The organism is Selenomonas sp. KH1T6, assembly GCF_900108415.1.
GTDB classification, from domain to species: Bacteria; Bacillota; Negativicutes; order Selenomonadales; family Selenomonadaceae; genus Selenomonas_B; species Selenomonas_B ruminantium_A.
The window spans coordinates 1-21,787 of sequence record NZ_FNWN01000014.1; the positions used below are offsets into that span (position 1 = coordinate 1).

17 protein-coding genes and 2 pseudogenes are annotated in these 21,787 nt (G+C 50.5%); 3 read left to right on the forward strand and 16 right to left on the reverse strand.

All coding sequences use genetic code 11. The features are described 5' to 3' along the window. Positions 1 to 241: pseudogene (locus BLW59_RS17735) on the forward strand (transposase); the annotation flags it as partial. Positions 242 to 414: 173 nt separating this feature from the next. Here BLW59_RS17735 and BLW59_RS09600 read toward each other — a convergent pair. The 16 genes and pseudogenes from BLW59_RS09600 to BLW59_RS09675 all read right to left on the reverse strand — a co-directional run bounded on the left by BLW59_RS09600 (position 415) and on the right by BLW59_RS09675 (position 18,594). Next, positions 415 to 2,118 (reverse strand): hypothetical protein, encoded by a 1,704-nt coding sequence (locus BLW59_RS09600; RefSeq protein WP_139283627.1) that lies wholly within the window; start codon positions 2,116 to 2,118, stop codon positions 415 to 417. 48 nt (positions 2,119 to 2,166) lie between these two features. Continuing rightward, positions 2,167 to 2,880, reverse strand: coding sequence for a glycosyltransferase family 2 protein (locus BLW59_RS09605; RefSeq protein ID WP_217634615.1), 714 nt, complete (start codon positions 2,878 to 2,880; stop codon positions 2,167 to 2,169). A 30-nt stretch (positions 2,881 to 2,910) separates the two neighbouring features. Continuing rightward, positions 2,911 to 4,551 carry a hypothetical protein gene (locus tag BLW59_RS09610; protein WP_074697616.1) on the reverse strand — a complete coding sequence of 547 codons (1,641 nt, stop codon included), beginning with the start codon at positions 4,549 to 4,551 and terminating at the stop codon, positions 2,911 to 2,913. Between the two features lie 307 nt (positions 4,552 to 4,858). Then, complete coding sequence (locus BLW59_RS09615) at positions 4,859 to 6,046, reverse strand: glycosyltransferase family 8 protein (RefSeq protein WP_074697617.1); 1,188 nt, start codon at positions 6,044 to 6,046, stop codon at positions 4,859 to 4,861. Positions 6,047 to 6,057: 11 nt separating this feature from the next. Further along, complete coding sequence (locus tag BLW59_RS09620; protein WP_081348476.1) at positions 6,058 to 7,341, reverse strand: glycosyltransferase family 8 protein; 1,284 nt, start codon at positions 7,339 to 7,341, stop codon at positions 6,058 to 6,060. A 274-nt stretch (positions 7,342 to 7,615) separates the two neighbouring features. Continuing rightward, positions 7,616 to 9,010, reverse strand: a complete 1,395-nt coding sequence (locus BLW59_RS17115) for a flagellin (RefSeq protein WP_413778186.1) — start codon at positions 9,008 to 9,010, stop codon at positions 7,616 to 7,618. Continuing rightward, a pseudogene (locus BLW59_RS09630) lies at positions 9,010 to 9,463 on the reverse strand (flagellin); the annotation flags it as partial. The pseudogene BLW59_RS09630 and the gene BLW59_RS17115, both read right to left, overlap by 1 nt. A gap of 478 nt (positions 9,464 to 9,941) precedes the next feature. Further along, positions 9,942 to 11,393, reverse strand: coding sequence for a TrkH family potassium uptake protein (locus BLW59_RS09635; RefSeq protein WP_318258477.1), 1,452 nt, complete (start codon positions 11,391 to 11,393; stop codon positions 9,942 to 9,944). A gap of 1 nt (position 11,394) precedes the next feature. Beyond that, entirely contained in the window at positions 11,395 to 12,849 is a 1,455-nt protein-coding gene (locus BLW59_RS09640; protein WP_074697619.1) for a TrkH family potassium uptake protein, read from the reverse strand. Between the two features lie 17 nt (positions 12,850 to 12,866). Then, a complete protein-coding gene (gene trkA, locus BLW59_RS09645) occupies positions 12,867 to 14,210 on the reverse strand; it encodes a Trk system potassium transporter TrkA (protein ID WP_029541527.1) in 1,344 nt (447 codons plus the stop codon). 193 nt (positions 14,211 to 14,403) lie between these two features. Beyond that, positions 14,404 to 14,949, reverse strand: coding sequence for a ribosome hibernation-promoting factor, HPF/YfiA family (hpf, locus tag BLW59_RS09650; RefSeq protein ID WP_029546199.1), 546 nt, complete (start codon positions 14,947 to 14,949; stop codon positions 14,404 to 14,406). A 139-nt stretch (positions 14,950 to 15,088) separates the two neighbouring features. Then, positions 15,089 to 15,289: a cold shock domain-containing protein gene (locus BLW59_RS09655; RefSeq protein WP_029546201.1), complete on the reverse strand. Its 201-nt coding sequence runs from the start codon at positions 15,287 to 15,289 to the stop codon at positions 15,089 to 15,091. 333 nt (positions 15,290 to 15,622) lie between these two features. After that, positions 15,623 to 16,342: an amino acid ABC transporter ATP-binding protein gene (locus BLW59_RS09660; RefSeq protein ID WP_074697620.1), complete on the reverse strand. Its 720-nt coding sequence runs from the start codon at positions 16,340 to 16,342 to the stop codon at positions 15,623 to 15,625. Then, entirely contained in the window at positions 16,329 to 16,994 is a 666-nt protein-coding gene (locus tag BLW59_RS09665) for an amino acid ABC transporter permease (protein ID WP_029546205.1), read from the reverse strand. Before BLW59_RS09665 ends, BLW59_RS09660 begins: the two co-directional genes overlap by 14 nt. Positions 16,995 to 17,272: 278 nt before the next feature. Further along, positions 17,273 to 18,070, reverse strand: coding sequence for a basic amino acid ABC transporter substrate-binding protein (locus BLW59_RS09670; protein WP_074697621.1), 798 nt, complete (start codon positions 18,068 to 18,070; stop codon positions 17,273 to 17,275). A 236-nt stretch (positions 18,071 to 18,306) separates the two neighbouring features. Further along, positions 18,307 to 18,594: a zinc-ribbon domain containing protein gene (locus BLW59_RS09675; protein WP_029546209.1), complete on the reverse strand. Its 288-nt coding sequence runs from the start codon at positions 18,592 to 18,594 to the stop codon at positions 18,307 to 18,309. A gap of 220 nt (positions 18,595 to 18,814) precedes the next feature. Here BLW59_RS09675 and BLW59_RS09680 point away from each other — a divergent pair, with 220 nt between their 5' ends. Together BLW59_RS09680 and BLW59_RS09685 are read left to right on the forward strand one after the other, a co-directional pair. Then, positions 18,815 to 19,831 (forward strand): glycosyltransferase family 9 protein, encoded by a 1,017-nt coding sequence (locus BLW59_RS09680; RefSeq protein ID WP_074697622.1) that lies wholly within the window; start codon positions 18,815 to 18,817, stop codon positions 19,829 to 19,831. Next, on the forward strand, positions 19,831 to 21,762 hold the full coding sequence (locus BLW59_RS09685; protein WP_074697623.1) for an LTA synthase family protein: 1,932 nt from the start codon (positions 19,831 to 19,833) through the stop codon (positions 21,760 to 21,762). Before BLW59_RS09680 ends, BLW59_RS09685 begins: the two co-directional genes overlap by 1 nt. Positions 21,763 to 21,787 lie beyond the last annotated feature (25 nt).

A 21,787-nucleotide genomic window follows, 5' to 3' on the forward strand; every position in this document is an offset into this window, starting at 1 on the left:
GTTGTCACTAGAGCAGCGCCGGAATGTCGATAAACGGAGCATAGGTGAGCTATTCTATCTCGCTTATGATGAATTGCAGGATCTGCGTTATCTCGATGCCTTGGTGTTGCTCTTGAAAGAACTTATTGCTACGGTAAAGGGAAAGACGTTTTTTATGGAAAAGGAACTGGACATGATGCTCGATTTGTTCTTGGAAAATCTGCCGAATTTATGGAACAAGTGTTTGAAACGCTGTGCATGAGGCAGACTTTCTAGGAGTCATGGCTCTACACCGCACATAGGTGCTGGCCTGTTTCTCTTGTGCGAAGTTTGAGCTATGTAATTTCTTCACATAAGTCAATATTATTATATATAGTAGCGGAAAATACAGAATTCTGCATACGACAATTCGCTCCTGTATGCACGCTTCCTCATCTATATACACTGGCATAATTTTCCACCAATATCACAGAATATATCAAAAACATCATTCACTGCATGGCCCATATTCTTTTCGACATCCAAGGGAATAATTCCCTCAGCAAATTTCAATATCCTAAAACCCATCACATCTATTATTTTGCATCCATTATTCAAGCTTGTCAAATTCTCATATAGGCTTTCATCTTCCACACAGAATTCTATGCTGTAGTAAACCTTTCCGTCAACAATCATGAAATACATTGCAAAAGGCGAATCGTTTTCTTTTTCCGCAAATGGCCACTTTTTGCCATTGAGGTCTTCAGGCAATGCGAACCTATCATCTCCCTCAAACCTTTCATCAGCATAATGCATCCATACTTCCCTGCCATTCTTTACAGAAAAAAACTTCAGTCTGTCATCACTTTCAATTCTAATGAAAATTTCCAGCAACATAAGATTGAATGCATTGCTGGCATTTATTTCATGCATAACTTCCGCAAACTCATTCAACTGTTTTTTACCAGCGAGCATGCGAAGCAGCAGTAGCAGTTTCCGCCAGTCAAGCAGTTCTTCTTCTTCCAGCTCAATATCGTCCGTAGTCTCGAAAACAACCAGTTTCTTTATGAAACTGTTGGACAGATTCAAGCCAGCCAGATGACACAGGGCTTTCTTGTACGCTCCCCAAAGGTCGCAAAGCAGTAGTTCTGCCAAATATTCTGCATCCTTTACCCTGTCGCAACGGTCAGCATAGGACAATGCATCATAAACATCCGCTTCCCCACGCTTCCTTTTTTCCTCAAGCTCAAGCAGTTCATCAGAAAGCAGATACCTGCTCTCATCAATGTCCCTATTTTCCACGGCAGACCAAGGAAGGCACAGGCTTGTTGACGTGCCATACTTCCCTACCTCGCGCCTTATGTATTCTCTTACAGGATCATTGAACTCCCTATTTACTCTTTTCACACTGAAATAATTGCCCTGGGCAGCACATCGCCTGACATCATCCACTTCAATCAAAAGATTTCTTTCCCATGATATATAGGTCGTATTATCATGGTATTGGTTCCTATTCCCAAACAAATGATAGCATACAGTAGGGTAATATATTTCTTCACACGCATATCCACCGAGAATCTTATTGCCGGTATATTCGGTCATAGTCCTGGCAATACTGGCGAAAATTTCTTTTTTGTAGAAACTGCCCTCTATCTGCGCTCCGAAGATCTCATCCCCACCTATTTTCTTCAACAAATCCGCCAGCACCGCATCTTTCTTCGCATAATAACTCTGTATCCACTCTGGCCGTTCTAGTATAGGCCGCAGATTGTTGCCAAAATCATATTTGCTTATAAAAGCATACAGTCCCTTTTTGACATAAAGCTCATTGCTCGCCATAAAAACAAAATATTCAAAGTCTATGCCTAGTTCTTTCAAATATTCAAAATTAGATATATGTATGTTGACCAGAGAATTTACTCCCGGCCCGTTCCAGCTTGTATCAAAAACCTTTGGATTCACATACAGATCAGGAAAACTCTTAAGTGCCTCCCAAAACCTTTTAGGGCTTATATTCCTGCTCATATAGTCGAACCGATTTGAGAAATGCAGCACAACGCCGAAATCATCATGAAATGCCCGCAGGTTGCACAGCGTATCTAAAACCACTTCCGGCTTCTCATGTACCGGCAGCGAAAACATTAGCTTCATATGCTTCATATACATTCGCCTTCTCCAAAAAAAATCTGTTCCAGCTAATATATCATATCATTCCCTGATGAAAGCATCTACCTCTTCGGGAGTTCCCAGGACATGCACCTTATATGATGGTATATCCTGTATATACACTTTGCCGCCCTTCTCAATCAAAATGTTATACATTGGCGCAATGTAACGCTCCCCTTTTTCCAGATATTCTCTTTCTACATACATCTCCCTGTAGATATCCTCATACAACTTGCAGGACCGGAAATAATATGCACCTATAGAGCAATGATCCGAAATACGCTTCTTTTCCCTCACTTCCACGGCAGCCTTGTCTCCCTCCCCCAGCCTGACAAAGCTCCAATGATCTCCGGGGGCATCAAAACAGGGAATAAATCCATCACCGGCTATGGCATCCGGCGCAAGTTCGCCACGCTCCACATATGTATCAATATTATACACCAAGATTGGCTCCTCGCTCACCCAGCAGGCCGAAGCCTTCATAGCCGTCTCTGCCTGACCTCTGGTAAGTTCATCAAGCTCTATGATCTCTATTTTCTCTATTCCCAGCTTCTTGCATATGACAGATATGAAGTCCTTCGCCTCATCATCTTTCCTTACCAAAAAAACAAACAACTCCTCCCTGAACTCCAGCAAACTTTCCACAGACCATTCAAACAGCGTCTTCCCACGGGCCTCTATCATGTATTTTGGCATTTCATATCCGGCCTTGCGAAAGCGACTTCCCAGCCCTGCCATAGTTATCACTATATTCAAGCTAATACCTCCTCATGTAATTTTTCGCCATCAGCAAACAATATCTTCCACCTCGCCCAGCAACCGAAGCCCCGTTGACATCATCAGCAGCTGATGCTTTAGGCTCTCCTCGTGCAAGGGTATCATAGACAAAAACAGCATCGCTTCCAGAAGCTTTATCTCATCCATATTCCCTGAAATCTCATCATTGAAAACATCCAGAAACACTTTCAAAACATCTGCATCCTTCTGCCTGTCCTGAAAGCGGTAATCGATGCGATTACCTCTAGTCTCAATTGTGAACAAATCCCTGATAATGTAGTCATACTTCCCCTCTACGCTGTGCATGAGTTTTGCATATTCATAGCGCCTGTCACCATAAATATCAAACTTGCCAAAACTCCCCCTAGGGTCTACGCATTTCACAAAAGAATAATTCTGATCCACAAGCACATTGGTAAAGCATAAATCCCCATGTATGATGGAAAATTCAGAGCAAGCCATCAACCTTCTATTTATCACATTCGGCAATATTTCCATGATCTCACGCCATGAACGATAGCAAACGCCATTGACAATCAAGGGCTTGGAAAAATCCAGCTCTCCCAGCCCCTTTACCATCACCTTTTCCATGCGGCTTATGGTCTTGCTCATATAGACTTCCAGCAAAGATACGCCAACATTCTCATCGCTGACCGTATATCTACCCATATCCTGCAAGATGAATTTTATCCGCCTGAAAATGCTGTACCAATGCTTCTCTTCCAAATCACCATAAAGGAACAGCTCATGCAGGGTATGATAGGCATAATACTCCATCCTAACATAAGGATTTTCATAATCCAACGAGTAGGAAAATATGCGAGGCCGTAGATATTCAATATCCGCAGGCAGCTTCAGATACCATTTGATCTCATTTATTAGTTTTGCCTTATCTTCACTAGTCTTGGTAAGTATGCCGCGATTCTTGTCTATAGCAATATGATTGAATGTGCGGGACTTGATGGCCAGCTGTGCATCATAGTATCTTTCTATATGTCCTATATCAAACCAATCTTCTGTCTTGACCATGCGCATAGGACACCGCTTGCTATAATTCTTCAAAGCCTCATAGAAAGAATCCACCCCGCATTCTCCCTCTGCCTGAAGAGAATCCGCTAGCATCTGCATAAGCAGCAACGGCTTTGTGATGCCAAAAACGCCTATGAACATCTTGCGAGATCTTATAGCCTCCGACGGGCTGTGGTCATATATTTCCGTGAACACCCCGTCAGCATCTTCAAAATATGACCATTTGGAAGAAGGGCTTTCATCTGCGTAATAGCAGCAATCCTTAGATAGTTCTCCCTCTGGCTCCAGGAGCATCACATCCGGGAAATTTATAATGATTGTATCACCTTCATGCAGGTCAGCTTGCCTAAGTCCCCAATACACCGTATATCCCAAGTCTCGCAGCTCATCCAGCTTGCTCACCCGTATCTTTTCTGATCTAGGAAGGAAGCCTATCACCTTCTGATGCGCTTCGTAAGTTACAATTTCAAAAACGTCTGCCCTATCATTGTCAAAATAATATTCCATAAAGAACTCTATCATAGCCCTCTGGTCTACGGGATATATGATAGCAGGGAGTTTCCCCATATTCTGCATATCCACGGCCACTATTTTGGCACTGGGAAAAATGACTTTCCTCATGCGGAACCACCCCTACATAATTTTTTGTCGGAGAAGCATGGACTCTCCCTCCATTTGATTTTTATGGCAAATTAGGACAGCAGCTCTTTAAAAAGCCCCCAAGCAACTGCCAAGCTCATCTATCAATAAATCTTCACTTTCACAGAACAATTCTCATCTTCAGCAGCAAGGAGAATTTCAATCAAACCAAAAAGGCGTTTTGTGCCATCTGATTCTTCATTCATATTAAATAATATCTCTAGCTATGCTGGCTATCCTAAACATCAGGGCACCAAAGCCCCCCGCCTGGGTGGCTTTTTCCCTGCCCTCACGACTCCCGTAGTATCTTTGCATCCTGCCCGCCGTCGCGGTAGAGGAAGATGTTGCCGTTAATGAAATGGACGCCTTCGGCACAGCCACAGGCTTCCAGATGCTTCTTTATCTTCTCGAATTCTTCCGGCTTTATGAAGAAAAGCAGAATCTCGTCTGGCTCCAGGCGCAGGCCCTGCTTGTCGAATTCCTTGAGGGTGAGGAATTTTTCCTTTTCCTTCAGCATCACCATCTTGGTTAGATTGTCCTTCTCAGATTCCTCACCAATGACAATGCGCTTCATGCCGGCTATGAAGTTGGCATAGCCCAGCATCAGGGAACGGCTGGACTGATGTATCTGACGGGCCATATTAGCCAAAAAATCTGCGTTGCACCAAGGAGTTTTTGCCAGATGCTCCAAGAATAGGCGATGGAAGTTATTCACCGCATCTATGGCATAACGCTGGCCCGCATAATGATAGATACATTCCTCCACATTCTCACGCCTGTCAGCAAACTCCTGCATCACCAGCTTGTTATACTTTTCCGGCAGAATGCGACAGTCTTTGCCAAAGAAATAGTTGAGCACATCCTGATCAAGATAGTCCACCAGCTTCTTTCTTCTAAGGAATTTCAGCCCGCGTTCCAGGATATTTTCTTCTTTCCTGAAGCCATCCAAATCCACCAGCAACACGCCAGCGTTGAAATAGCGCGCCTCTGGATAGATTCCCCTATTTACCATCTGACTGTAATGTTCTTTCTGTATAATGGTATCAGGCGCAGCAGCCAGTCCATTGCTGCCTGTTTCCTCCTCCCACAGTTCCTTGATGTCCATATTCACTATAGTATCGCCATCGAGATAAATGACTCTGTCCACCCCCCCCAATACTTCGCCCATCAAAAGCCTGTACCAGGTAGCCAGACTGACTCCCGGTTTCAAGTGCTGCTGTAGCCAATTGAAATCATCGCTCAAATCTTCAAACCGCTTTTTATATCTCTTCTCAAAATCATAAAAAACTATCTGCTGGCCGTAACTCCGCACCAGCTGCATCAGGTAACGGCGATTGTCGGTTGAAAGAGTATAATCATGCAGGAAATGCACTGTCACCCATTCCTTGGTGTGCTCAAAGATTGAGCACATGGAGGCTCCCACATACTTGGTATATGTGCCTTTTTTATCCGAAACTGCATAGCAAATATGTATCATCTTCAGCCACCTCAAATCACCAGGAAGATGCGGTATTCATCAATGACTCTGGTCGGATGGGGCACAATGATGGACTTTCCGTCTATGTAATCCTCCCATTCCTTCCATCCCGCCTCATCTAATTTTTCTTTCAATTCTGGAAAACTATTCATAAAGAAAACGTAGATATGCGTACTCAAATCATAGGGAAGGCACAGACCTCTTTTCCAGCCATCATCCATGACAATATATGGTTCCTCTGGCAGCACTGAGAACATCTCCCGTATCTTTTCCTCATCGACCTTGGCCCCAACAAATACTCTCTTGCGGTTAGCCCAGGCTGTGGAAGCCTTGCGGTTTTTCTCAACACATTTATTCAGCTCTCCCGCCAGAACATTTACAGTGACCGCATAGCTCTTGCAGATGAATTCCGCATCGCACCAAGGGGTTTTTACAAAGGCTTCGTAAAAGATCCTGTCCCTGGGTTCTTCGTAATTGTATCTCAAAGTACGCCCCATATAATGATATATGCCCTCCACCGGTTCCGGGCTACCCCACTGCCTGTCCCAATGCTGAAGGATGTTATAATTCCACGGAAGATGCAAAAAATCCCTTGCAAAGAAATAATTCAAAATATCCTGATCAAAGAAACGACACTCTTCATCATGCTGCACAATGAAACGCAGCCCCGACAAAAGGATTTCACCCATATTGCGCATTTTTTCCAAATCCATAAGCAGTACGCCGGAATTGAAGCAGGTATCAAAATCCGTCCAGCTGTTTTTGAACAGATAGAGTTTTTCGTCAATTGATCTGTCTATCTGCTTCTGGTAATGTTCCATCAGCGTACGCTCAGTCACTGCCCCCAAGGGGTTGCCGTCCAGAAAAACCTCCCAGAACTTTCTGATATCCATGTTGACAATGGTATCAGCATCAAGATAAATAAGACGTTTCACATCTTGGGGCAACAAAATAGGGGCCAAAAGACGATATAGAGCTGCTGGGGTGTAGTAATCCGTATCTACAGCTCGCTTAAAGATTTCTCTGGCCTCAGCCAATAGATCCTTGCATTCCTCTGCTACGTTGTAAAAGAAAATCTGCTGGCCATAAGTACGAGTCAGTTCGACAAAGTAATTGCGGTTCTTTTCCGTAAGGGTATCGTCATGCAAAAGATGTATGGTAACCCAGGAATCCGTGCGCTCAAAAAGGGAGCACATAGAAGCGCCAATATATTTGCTATATGTACCGTTCTTATCCGTCATAGCATAGGAGACATGCACCATCCGCGCATCCTCCCCAATCCGCTTGCGATTCATTATCCCACCCCGCTTTTAGTAATCAAACACAGCTTCACGATTTAGCCTCCCCCGTTTACGGGGGAGACTTCTCTAATAGTATAATACGCCATAAAACAAGAAAAGCCTCCCTTTGTATGGAGACTTTTCTTGCTAAATATTTACTTATCCGATGACTCGCACCCCTTCCACCACCTTTGGCGGTCCCCCTCCAAGGAGTCCACCGGACTCCCGCGCTACGCGCCCCCCGTAAACGGGGGGGGGAGGCTGGGTTACGAAACATCACAAATCCTTCTTACTGCAACAGGCTCAGCACGCTGGAGCTGGACTGATTGGCTTGGGCCAGCATACTTTGGGCGGCTTGCAGGAGGACGTTATTCTTGGTGTACTCGGTCATTTCCTTGGCCATGTCTGCATCACGAATGGTAGATTCGGAGGCTTGGACATTCTGACTGGAGAGAACGAGATTTGCTGAAGTCATTTCCAGACGGGCTTGTACGGCGCCAATATCTGTCTGTTGATTCAATGCCTTTTGCAAAGCATTATCCAGCACGTTGATAGCAGCATTCGCATCCTTCTGGGTTGCGACACTGATGGTTTCACCCGTAGAAGCTTTCAATCCCAAAGCCTCAGTACGCATATCCGTAAGACCTATGCGAATGGATTGATTCGCCTTGGTGCCTACCTGGAGGGTGATGGCATTATCATTGGATTTATTGACCGCCCTCACGGTTTCATTAAAATCATCCAGCACGGCGTTGACGGACTTCTTTACCTTGCCCTGCGAATCCTTCACGCTGAAAGTGATACCGGAAATCTGGAACCTGGTGCCTGCAGACCCCGAAGTGATAGTAATGGCTTTCTCCCGGTTAGCTGTGTAAACCGTATCACCAGAAGCAGCCTTGCCCACCACATCGCTTGCATCTACCCCCAACTTATAGGGAATCAATTCACCAACTGCATCCCCCAAAGTTGAAGCCGCTGTGCTAAGCGCAACGGAAAGGACTGTAGAAGCAGAACTCCAGGAGGAATTCCTCACAGCAGTTGCGCTGTTTACAGCACTTGCAAGTATTGCAGAAGCGACACCCACAGTAGAGTTGTATTGGGTCGAGGCGTTGTTATATACGGTCGATGCATTATTATAATTCGAAAGAGCCGTACTAGCTACCGGAGTAGCAGCTATCGCATTCTGAATATCAGTTTCAGTAGGATACAACTGAACACCACCCGGTCCAGTCGCGTTAGAGAACCAATTGTAGTAATCCTTATACACGGAATAACTACTTGCTGCAACTACACTAGCACTATTCATAGCGGAAAGTGCATTCTGCGTATTACCATTGACAGAAATCGTAACATTATTCACCGTAGAAGTATACACCGTGCTGGCCTGATTATAACTGCTCCAATAAGTCGAATTTGCCTGTGCATTAGATGAATCATACGCAGCATAGGCCGAGGCTGCTGCAGGGCTATTTCTTGTATATGCCTCGCTAGCCTCAACCAGGGCACTATCCAGAGTGGTGTTCCCATCAATATCAATATCCACACTATAATTGCGCCCCTGAATGACATAGGAGATAGTCAGGGTATCAGTAGTCTGGATGTTTAGTCTCTCGCCATTGCGGTTCTGCAAGTCTACCAGCTTGGTAGCTCCATCAGTGTCCTCATGAAAGCTCTGATTGGTCATAGACGTCTTGGTCGCCGACCCCTTAGCCATCTTGCTGCCGTCCACCAGCGTCTTCCCATTGTAGGTGATAAGTGCATTATCATCAATCTGGTCTATGGACTGGTCAAGTTCCTTCTGGATGGCAGCGCGGTCGGAATCTGTGTTGCTATCGTTGGCGGCATTGATAGCCTTTTCCTTCATGGTCTTGAGGATATCCACGGTGGAGCTTACCGCGCCCTCTGCCACTTTCATCATACTCTGGCCATTCTGCGCATTCTGGTCCGCCTGGTCCAGAGAGCGCACCATGACCCTCATGCGTTCGGAAATGGCGTAGCCCGAGGCGTCATCTGCGGCAGAGTTTATCTTCATGCCGCTGGAGACCTTCTTCAGGCTTTTCGCCAGCGCGGCGGAGTTCGCGTTCAATGTGTTGAGCGTGTTCACCGCCGACATGTTGTTCTTTACAACCATTGCCATTGTTGACACATCCTCCCTGGTGGGCAGCCACAGGGCCGCCTAGTCAAACATTCTCAGTGGCCCCGGCCCTGCTGTCCCTGCGGACCCGAGGCTCATGCAGCCTTGCCCTTAAAGGGCGGTGGAAGCCCCGCCGCCCTTATCTGACATATATTTCTATTCTATATATCGTAAGTTTTGGAAATTTCTTAAGGGGGAGGAAAAAATTTCTCAAATATATTTTACCTGACGGCCAGAGAATAAAAAAAGCCCCCGGTCGGAGTTGCAGTCCTTCCGGGGGCTTCCTGTTTGTGATTATATGTTTCCTCGCGTTTGCCTAAGGCAAGTATAGCATAACCAGATTTGAAATTCAATAGAAAACACCCCTCGTCAAGCCGCAATCATGACCAGGGGTGTTCCTGCGATGCAATGCATGGTTTCACATGTATTCCATCTCTCCTATTAGCTCCAATATATCATATACTGCCGTTTCTGTCAAATCTCACCAATACCTCTCCCCTCTCCAAAAGCTGGGCCTGAGCATGACCAGCAAGGTCAGTATCTCCAGCCTCCCCAGCAACATAAAGACGCAAAGGGTCACCTTGGCGAAGTCCGACAGTCCCGCGTACGTCTGTGTTGCCCCGATAACCCCGAAGCCGGGGCCTACGTTGCCCAGGGTGGCCACGGCTATGCCGAAGGAGTCGAAGGTGCCTATGCCGTCCCAGGTCATGAAGAGTGTGCAGAGGGCCAGGCACACCATGTAAAGGAAGAAATACTGACCGATGCGCAGCACCTGGGTTTCGTCGACTCTCGCGCTTCCCAGCCGCACAGGGGTTACCCGCCGGGGGGAGAGTTTCTGATGGACGATATTCCAGGTACTCTTGAACAGCACCACCATCCTGGCCACCTTGAGGCCGCTGGCGGTGGAGCCGCCGCAGCCCCCCACGATCATCAGGAGGATCAGCAGGCCCTTGGTGAACTCAGGCCACAGGTCGAAGTCCGTGGACACAAAACCCGTAGTAGCCACAGAGCTGACCTGGAAGGTGGACAAGCGCAGGGCATAGCCCGGAGTATATCCCAGCTCCATCATCAGCACCAGAGCTATGAGGACGGAACAGCCCGCCAGCCAGCACACATAAGCACGGAACTCCGTGTCCCGCCAGAGGAGGTGCAGGCCCTTGTGCCAGGCCCGGTAGTAAAGGCCGAAACTGCCTCCCGCCACCGCCATGAAAAAAGCCATCCAGCCCTCCAGCCACACGCTGTCAAAGTGCATGGCGCTGTCATCATAGGAAGAAAAGCCGCCCCCCGCCACGGTAGCCATAGCATGGACCAGGGATTGGAAAAGGTCCAGGCCGCCTATCAGGTAAAGGCAGGCCGCCGCCCCCGTAAAAGATATGTAAATTATAAAAAGTGCTTTCGTCATATCCCGCAGCTTGGGCAGCACACGGTCATCAGTAGGCCCCGCACCCTCGGCGCGGTACATATTCACCGTGCTTGCCCCTGCCTGGGGGAGAAGCGCGATAAAGATGACGATGATACCCAGGCCCCCCAGCCAGTTGGTCATGGCTCGCCATAAAAGAATGCTCTGGGGCAGGTCAGCCAGGCTGGTGAAGGTAGTGGCTCCCGTGGTAGTGAAGCCGGAAATGCTCTCGAAGAAAGCATCCAAAGGATTCAGATACCCGCCGCTGACATAGGGAAGCATCCCCAGAAAGGTAGTCACCACCCAGGCCAGCCCCGTGATGGCAATGCCCTCCTTGAGGGTCAGCTTTTCCGCTGCAATCTTTGTGCGGGAACGCAGCACCAGGGCCACGGTGCCCGCAAGGACGGAAGCCATCAGGAAGCTCACCACATTGGGGTCACGGTTGTACCAGGCAATGGCCATGGGGAATAATAAGACGACTGCCTCCGCGAAGATCATGCGGCTGAGGACGTAGAAGATTATTTGTTGTTTCAAATTACCACTTCTCCCTCATGGATTCTACCGTAAACCCAGCCAGCAATATAAACGAAAACACCTCTATCCGCCCCATTATCATCAGGAGAGCCATCAGGAGCTGGCTCCAGCCTGGCAGCGCTGCCGCCCCGGGGCCGCCGTAGAGGAGGGCCGCTGAACTGTTGCTGGTAAGGCAGGATGCGGCATAGCCTGCTGACTGCAGGAGACTGATGCCGGAGATAGAGAGCAGCAAGGCAAACAGGGCGAAGGTCACCATGTAGAGAAAGAAAAAGGACAGGATACGCCCCACCACTTTTTCCTCCACGGCCAGGCCGTCCAGCTTCACCACCGGCACCATATTGGGGTGCAATGAATTCTTCAGGCCTGCATCCAGCAAACGGTTCAGCACCAGCAGGCGCACCATCTTGAGGCCCCCCGTGGGAGAGCCCATGCACCCCCCGGCAAAGCACACCATCAGCAGCACATATTTTTCAAAGCCCGGCCATTCCCAGAAAGGATTCACAGCCAGCCCCGAAGTGGAGATGAAGGAAAGCACCTGGAAAAAGCCAACCTTCAAAGCCTCGCCAGGCTTGAACATACCTGTGCCGCTGAGGTTCACCACAATCAAAGTCGTTGCCCCCAAAAGCACCAGCAGGAAAAACTGCAGTTCCGTATCATGCACCAGCATCCTGAGGCTGCGCCGCTTCCAGCTTTTCCATAAGAGCAGGAGGTTCAGGCTTCCCAAAAACATCACTGTCCCCGCTGCTATCCAGACAGAATTGGGCATATTGCTGAAGTCCAAAGTCCAGGCATCAGCTCCGGAGGAAATGGTCAGCATGGCCGTGACAAGAGAACGGCCAAAAGACAGCCCCGCCAGGTAATAGGCCAGCACTGCCAAAGCTGTCAAAAGCCCGTACACCGCCGCCCCCTGGCGGATAGACGTCCGCATCCTCTGCCAGATGGGGCTGAAAGATATCATCTGCCGGGCTGACAAAGTCACGCCAAAGCAGCCGCTGACCTGGGGCATGACCGTGACCAGTATCACCACGAAGCCAAAGCCCCCCAGCCAGCTCATGATGGCATGCCAGAGCAGGAGGGACCAGGGCCAGCCCTCACGGGTGGCAGTGACGGCAGGCAGCCCCGTAGTGGTGAGGGCCGAGATGCTTTCCAAAAAAGCCGCCGGGATGCTATGAGTCATTCCCGAAAGCAAGAAGGGCAGCATGCCCAAGAGCCCTAGGAAGAACCACACTATCACCATGAACATGGCCCCTTCTTTCAGGGACATCTGCCCCCTGCGCTCCCGCCTGCGGGCCCTGAGGGCAAATTCCCAGGCCGCCGCTGCCGCAAGGAAACCCGTGATGAAGAGCGCCCCCGCCGGCTCCCACTCCTTGAGCCTGCAGGCCAGCAAAAAGGGCAGGATAAGTGCAAAGAAAAAAATCTGGCTCATGCGGCTCATAAGATGCCAGAAAAGTTCCATGTTCCCCCTCCCCTCTGCTATTTAAAATACTTCATGACCTCTTGGGCAAACTTCGTCTGTATAAATAGTATCACCCTGTCCCCGGGCTGCAGTATGGTATGGCCATTCGGAATGCTGGCTTCTTCGCTCCGCACATAGGCACACACCAGGCATTCTTTAGGCAGGCTGGCCTTCATCAGGGGTTTGCCCGCCACCGGGGCGCCGGGCTGCACAATGACCTCCACTGCCTCTGCCTTGGCACCTTCGAGAAGCGACACAGACACCACGCCGCCTCGCCTGGCAAAGGCCAGCACCTCGCTGGCTGACAGCAACCGTGAGGAAAGGGCTATATCCACGCCCACTTTCTCCATCAGCTCGATATATTCATTGCGGGACACCTTCACCACCGTGCGGGTCTTGTTGCCGGACAGGTGCCTTGCCAGCAGCGCCATCATCAGGTTCAGCTTGTCATCCTCAGTCAGGCACACCATCACATCTGCATCCTGCACACCTTCCTCAGTGAGGAGGTCCAGATCCGTGCCATCTCCGCATATAGCCATGCCTTTATTCATATGGGAAGCCACCATGCGACAGCGCTCCCTGTCCTGATCAATGATCTTCACCTCTACTCCCTGCTTGTCGAAGGACTCTGCCAGGAGGCGCCCGGTGCGGCCTGCGCCGATGATCATGACCCGGTGGAGCTTGCGGGCATTGCGCTGCACGAAGTTCAGACTGAATTTCTCTATTTCTTCGGGAATGCCGATGAAGTAGGCATTGTCATGGGGCTGCAGGCTGTCATCGCCATGGGGGATGATCATGCGGTGATCGCGGAAAATCATGCCCGCCAGCACCCCGGGGGGCAGTTTTATATCCTTGAACTTCACATTGGCAAATTTGGACTTCCTTGGCACCTTCGTCTCGAAAAGGCGTATCTTGCCGCTGGCAAAATCTTCCACATCCAGGGCCGCCGGGGTCATGAGGATGCGGTTGATTTCGTTTGCCGTAATCTGCTCCGGATTCAGGATAAGGTCAATATCGAAGTTTTCCTTGAGATAGTCCTTGCCCTCGCTGACGAACTGCATATCCCGGATGCGGGCCACCGTATGGGTGATGCCGTGCTTCTTGGCCAGGATGCAGGCCACCATATTCACCTCGTCAGAAGCGGTGACGGCAATGAGGATATCCGCCCCCTTCACATCCGGGTCAGCCATGGTGACAGGGCTGGCACCGCTCGCCGCGATAGTCAGCACATCCAGCGTGTTCTTCACCGCCTCCAGCTGGGCCTCATCCACATCTATGACCACTACTTCAAACTGTTCCTTAGAAAGCAATTCGGCAATGCTATAGCCCAGCTTGCCCGCGCCAACCACCACAATACGCATGACTTCCCCTCCCATTTCTCTAGTGATGTAGTCTATTATAACACCATTGTTCAAATTTTGCCGTAGGCAAAATCTTCTACTTGGTGTTTCAACGAGGCAATTCCGAATTATAGCCTAATTTACAGGAAATTTACAGAGATAGCAAAAAGGCCCCCTCTTTCGAGGGAGCCTCGCTGCGATTATTAACTTATCCTTACTCGCCGGACTCAATCAGCCCGTAGTCACCGTCATCACGGCGGTAAACCACATTCACATCTTCGGTATCAGCATCCCTGTAGACAAAGAAGTTGTGGTTCAGGAGGTTCATCTGCATGATGGCTTCCTGCACGTCCATGGGGCGCACCATGAACTTCTTCTTCTTGACTACTGCATACTCCTCACCTTCATCACGGGGAGCCGTGATGGTGGCATCCTTGAAGGCCTCAGCCTTCAAGCCGCCGCTGCGGAAACGCCTGGAAAGCTTCGTCTTCTGCTTGTGGATCTGGCGTTCCAGTTTCTCTACTACCAAATCAATAGAGGTGTACATATCCATGGTGGCTTCCTCACCGCGCAGGAGAATACCGCCCTGCACCGGCACGGTCACCTCTACGATATGACGGCCCTTGGAGACAGTCAGAAGCACGGTGATCTCACCGACTTTTTCAAAGTACTTCGTGACTTTGCCCACCCTTTTCTCCACGTATTCACGCAGGGAAGGAGTGATCTCGATGTTCTTGCCTCTTACAGTGAATGTTGCCATACGCCACATCCCCTTTCTGTTTTATGTATATAGCTATTCTACGCAAAAAGGGAAATCCCTTCTGCATATAAAAAAAATAACCCCAGGTTCCTATCGAACCCGGAGCCATTTTTGGTTATGCTATTTTGAAGCTCTGCGATTAAGCAGTCTTGACCACGTTGGCAGCCTGGGGACCACGAGCACCTTCCACGATCTCGAATTCCACGTCCTGGCCCTCAACGAGAGTCTTGAAGCCTTCATCCTGAATAGCGGAGAAATGCACGAACACGTCGTCGCCATCCTCACGAGCAATGAAGCCGTAGCCTTTTTCTGCACTGAACCATTTCACTTTGCCTACCATAGAGATTCCTCCTAAAAGACCGGCAATGCCTCCAAGCGTGGCACTACCTCCAAACCGCATCCCAGCGGCAACTTACTTGTGAAGGTCAATCGCCCTCACGAGTCACTATTATAAAGAATATTTATAGACTTGTCAACCTTATCTTATGTTTTAGTATTACATACCACAAATTCATTCCCATTCCCTCGCACTTCCCCCACGGCGGCCCAGGGACGGGCCGCTCCCGCAGACCTTTGGATTCACGTGAAGTGATCCAGGCCGCGTAAACATGCCACTGGCATGTTTACCTTTTGGTACTTTTCTCTGCATCAGAGAAAAGTACGAGGCGAAGCCTCAAAGGACTTTAGACAAGAAACTCCGGGTACGTTCTTCTTTGGGGTGTTCGAAAACCTCTTTCGGAACTCCCTGCTCAATAATCCTTCCCTCATCCACAAAGAGCAGCCTGTCCCCCACCTCGCGGGCAAAACCCATCTCATGGGTTACAATCACCATGGTCATGCCCTCCTTTGCCAGGGAACGCATGACATCCAGCACCTCGCCCACCATCTCAGGGTCAAGGGCAGAGGTAGGCTCGTCAAAGAGCATGACTTTGGGGTGCATGGCAAGGGCTCTTGCTATGGCCACGCGCTGCTGCTGGCCGCCGGAAAGCTGGGGCGGATAGCTGTCTGCTTTCTCAGAAAGGCCCACCCGGGCCAGCAGTTCCCTAGCAGTCTTCTCAGCCTCATCTTTGGCCACCTTCTTGACCTTCATGGGAGCCAGCATGATATTATCCAGCACCGTCATGTGAGGGAAGAGGTTGAAGCGCTGGAACACCATGCCAACTTCCTCCCGCACCTTGTTGATGTGCGCCTCCCCGTCAAGAGGAATGCCGTCCACCGTCACCAGTCCTGCCGTGGGCTGCTCAAGGTAGTTCATGCAGCGCAGCAAAGTGGACTTGCCAGAGCCGGAGGGGCCGATGATGACCACTACCTCCTTGGCATCTATGGACAGGTCAATGCCCCTCAATACCTCATTTTCCCCGAAGGATTTCTTCAGTCCCTTAATGTCTATCATCTGCTGCAAACCTCTTTTCCAAATAAGCCACAAAGCGGGAAATGGTGAGTGTCATCACCAGATAAATGATAGCCACGCTGATCCAGATCTCCAGCGAGCCGTAAGTCTTGGCGATGATCAGCTGGCCCCGGCGGGTCAGTTCCTCAAAACCGATGACAGACACCAGGGAAGAATCCTTCAGCAGAGCAATGAACTCATTGCCCAGAGGGGGGATAACCCGCTTGAAGGCCTGGGGCACGATGATGTAGCGCATGGTCTGAGTCCAGGTCATGCCCAGGGAACGTCCCGCCTCCATCTGCCCGTTGTCAATGGACTGGATGCCAGCCCGGAAAATCTCCGCCACATAAGCTCCGGAGTTGATGCCGCAAGCACCGATAGCCGCCACATAAGGGTCAATGCGTTGGCCCGTGATCACCGGCAGGGCAAAGTACACCAGGAAGATCTGGATGAGCAGCGGCGTGCCCCGGAAGAAGTCCACATAAATCGCCGCCAGCCACTCCAAGGGCTTGATGCGGCAGATGCGGGCAATGCCCACAAAAAGACCAATGATGACACCCACAGCCACAGACATTGCCGTGATCTTGATGGTAACCCCTGCGCCCAGGAGCAGCAGGGGGAAAGAGTTTACAACCAAATCGAAATTAAAGGACATAAGCCCACCTCTTCACGAATAATTATACATCGAAATTGAATAACTATGTGAATTATACACTTTGCAAACTGTCCTGTCAACGTGTACATAATAAACAAACGCCACGCCTCCCTGCACAGGGAAAACATGACGTTTATTTATGCATCCGTTACAACCTCACCCACTTGAGTGAGGAGCATGGACATGGCACAAGCTGAACGTGTGGAATTTGGCCGCAGGCCGAAGTCCAAGTGAAGCGCTGCCATGCCCATGACCCGAACGCCTTGCATGCGCCAGACTTACTTCTTGGCGCCGCCGAACCACTTGTCATAAATCTTCTGGTACTCGCCGTTGTCCTTGAGCTTCTTGAGGGCAGCATTGATTTCCTTCTGGAGGTCAGCGTTGTCCTTGCTCATGGCAATGCCATAGTTCTCAGCAGTGAGCTTCTCAGTCAGCTCTTTCACGCCCGTGGCACCGCTCTTGGTGATGTAGTACTCATTCACCGGCTTGTCGTTGACCACAGCGTCCACGCCATTTGCCTTCAGCTCCATGAAGCAGTCAGCAGGGGTGTTGAGCTCCTTGATCTCCACGCCCTCAATCTTCTTCACTTCCTCAGCGCTGGTAGTGCCGATCTGCACAGCCACCTTCTTGCCCTTGAGGTCCTGGAATTTCTTGATGGCTTCCTCATTGTCACGGACAATCATGGTGAGGCCTGCTTCATAGTAGGGGTCAGAGAAGTTCACGTTCTTCTGGCGCTCCTCATTGATGGTCATGCCAGAGATGATGGCATCGATGTTCTTGGCCTGCAGAGCAGGAATCAGGCCGTCAAAGCCCATGTCCTTGATTTCCACCTCACGGCCCATCTCCTTGCCGATAGCACGGATAAGGTCCATATCAAAACCCTGGAATTCCTTCTGAGTCTCATCCTGGAACTCGAAAGGAGCAAAGTCAGCCGAGCAGCCAACCCGCAGGACCTTCTCCCCGGAAGCAGCCCCGCTGCCGGAAGTTGCCTGCTGGTCGCCGCCGCAACCAGTGAAAGCTGCCACGCTAAGAGCGCAGGCAGCAGCTACTGCCAATAATTTCTTGAACTTGAACATAAACTCAATCCTCCCAAACAAATCATAATAACAACCCCCGGCGCCCATGGATGGGCGCCCCCGCGGCCGGCCGCGTAAACATGCCACTGGCATGTTTACCTTTTGGTTCGTTTTCTTTGCGCCAAAGAAAATGAACAGCCGAAACTAAGCATAAGAGCCCGGAATACGCTTCCGGGCTCAACCTTCAAGCAACACTATCATATAACAATGTTACACTTTATGCAAATATGCTTTTGTTAGGCCTCAGCGCGATGCTTGTTGAAGCAGTCACGGCAATAAACCGGACGGTCGTTCTTCGGCTCGAAGGGCACTTCGGTCTCCTTGCCGCAGTCAGCACAGGTGACCTTGAACATCTGGCGCTGCTCACCGCCATCACGGCTGCGACGGCGCTTGTCGCGGCAGTCACGGCAACGTGCCGGCTCATTCTCGAAACCCTTCTCGGCGTAGAATTCCTGCTCACCAGCGGTGAAAGTGAACTCCTTGCCACATTCCTTGCATACTAAAGTCTTGTCTTCGAATGCCATACGATAATCCCCTTACTGAAAAATATAGTTTACCTGCGTCCCCTGACTCAAACGATTCTCGAACGCCCATAGGGCCAGTATACTACAAAATAAGGGAAAATGCAAATTATTTGTGAGTTGTGCGAATATTCTCCTGCATTCCACCATGCACAGCAGGCCGCAATTGTGTTATACTTATGCATGAACTATAGACACTTTCTCCTTTGGAAAGGAATAACTAATGAAAAACTTTCTTATCGTAAAACTAAGTGCTATTGGCGATGTGATACACGCCCTGCCTACGGCTTACGCCCTCAAGGAAACGTACCCGGACTGCCATATCACCTGGGTAGTGGAACCCCCTGCCTATGACCTGGTGAACATGTGCCCTCATATTGACGAAGTCATTCTCTTTGAAAAGAAGAAGTTCAAATCCTTCCGGGGATTCCTGCGGGAGTACGGTCCCCTGAAGCGCAAGATCCAATTGCGGAACTATGATGCCGTACTGGATCTGCAGGGTCTTTTCAAATCAGCCGCCATTGCCAGACTGGGCAAAGCCCCCATCAAGCTGGGCATGTGCAATATGAGAGAACTCAGCGACCGCATTTCCCGCCCCGTCATCGGTCCCCATGCAAACGGCCACATTGTAGAGCGCTACCTGGATGTGGCCCGTGCCCTGAACTGCCGGGTGGATGAAGTACGCCTGACCCTTGAGGTGCCCGACAGGGAAGCAGACATTGCCAGGCGGATTTTCAGCCAGGCAGGAGCAAATATGGACAATGACTATGCAGTATTTGCCATAGGCGCCAACTGGCCCAACAAGCGCTGGCCAGCCAGGCACTTCGCCCAGCTTTCTGACAGACTCTACGACAGGAAAATCATCCCCATACTGGTGGGCGGTGGCCCGGTTGATGAGCAGCGAGCCGCCAAAATATGCTCCTACACGGAGATTCCTCCTGTGAATTTAGTGAGCAGGACGAATTTCAAGCAACTTACATATATCCTGCAGCAGGCAAGGCTGTGCCTGGGCGGCGACACCGGCCCTGTGCACCTTGCCGCAGGCCTTGGCACCCCCACCATCATGGTCATGGGACCAACCGATGCCAACCGCAACGGCCCCTATGGGCAGCCTGGAAACGCCATAGAGGTTGACCGCCCCTGCCGCTACTGCTGGCAGAGAGCCTGCCCCAAGGGCTGGGATTGCCTGGAGAACATCACAACCGAGCAAGTCATGGCCAAGATTGAGGAGATTTTATAATGCGTCTGAAAACATATCTCCGCAACTGTCAGCTTGATTTCAGGCTCTTCCTCTTCCTGCTGCTGCTCATGGCCATTTACCGCCTGCTTTTCATGGCCAAGTATGCAGGAGCCATGAGCGCAGACACTGGCGCAGCCGATGTGCTCCTGGCCAACTTCACAGGTTTCCGCCTCTCATTAAAAAGCGCAGGAGGTTTTACCCTGCTGAGCTTCCTGCTGGTCACACTGCCCAACCTCCTGAAGCCCCAACTGAACCTGGAGCGCCTGCGCACAACCATCGGGGCCCTTGCCGCCTTCATCCTGACGGTGCTGTTCCTGGCCCGCTTTCCCTACTATGAAGAATTCCGCATGACCTACGGTCTGCAGGTTTTTCAGGGCTGGCATGATGACAAGGCTGCCGTGCTGGGCATGATGATCAGCGAATACCACCTGCTGCCAGGACTTTTGGCAGCAGCAGCCCTGGCAACAGGACTGACCTTCCTGCTGAAGAAAATCCTCGCGCTTCCCCTTTGGCCAATCAAGGTGCAACGTCCCCGCTTCGCAGCTCTGGCAGCCTTCCTGGTCACCGTGTTCTTCATGTTTTTCTGCCGCTTCGGCGGAGGAGTTTCCTATGCAACTGGCCTCAACTGGGAAAATGCCGCTGTCACGGGAGACGATTTCCTCAACGAGTGCATTCTTGATGACGTGCAAGCCATGTACCGGGCCCGGCAGCAGGAAAAGCGCATGCAGGCAGGAGATATCTACGGAGTAGACAAAGCTGAAGCCGCAGCCCTTACACCAGAGCAAGTAAACGAAGCCATTAGCCGCAAGGCCCCTGGTTCCAGGATAAAGAGGCCCCGTCATATTTTCATCATCCTGGGAGAAACCTGGGCGCAATGGCCCCTGCTTGATAAGTACGCCCCCCTGCATGCTGCAGATGGCCTCAAGGGACTGATAAACAGCGGTCATGCCTACTATACCTCTCATTTCATGCCCAATGGAGATTTTACCTCCATTGCCATCACAGGCATGATCACCGGCCTTTCCGAGGTCAACATCCGGGTGAACTACCAGCCCCAAAGCTTCAAGGAGCCTTACCCCACCGCCCTTTCCCTGCCCTTCCATGCCCTGGGCTACAAGGTGGATTTCTGGTATGGCGGCACCCCGGGCTGGGACAGCATCGGGCGCCTGGCCCTGGCTCAAGGCTTCGACAATTTCTACGGCTATCCTGATTTCCACGCCCCCAAGACCAACACCTGGGGCACCAATGACCGCAATCTCTTCAACGCACTGGCAGACCATCTTGACAGCGAAGCCCCTACTGTACACCTGATCATGACCACGTCCAATCATCCCCCCTACAACATAGACCTGGCAGCAGAGGGCTTTGATGTGGCCCAGGCAGAGGAAGAAATACGAAAGATTATCCCAGAAGAAAGCGACCCTCACAATCTGGCAGTGGAAATCGGCCACTACTATTACATGGACAAGACGGCTACAGAATTCATCCGCCAAGTGGAGCAAAAATATCCCGACAGCCTTTTTGTCATCACCGGCGATCATGCCGTACGCTCCAATCCCGGCCCTCAGCCCACCATGTTTGAGTTCCAGAGTGTGCCCCTGGTGCTCTATGGTCAGGGAATCTCTCCCGACCTGCTGCCTGCCAATGCAGTGGGCGGCCACACAGGCATTATGCCCACCCTGGTGGAGCTCATTGCCCCCCAGGGTTTTGCCTACGACTCCATTGCGCCGCCTCTTGGTCAATGGCCAGCAGCCTTTAACCGTGACTACTACCTGACCGACAATCTCATGGGGCAGATAGGCACGGAAAAGTCCGAAGCCCTGCCTGATGCAGCCAAGGGAAATGACGAGACTGAAAGAGAAAAGCTGGAACCTTTCCTGCGCAAGCTGCGCACCATCAGCTATTGGCTGATCAAAGAAAACAACCACTAAAAAATAGAGCCTCTCTGCGGGAGGC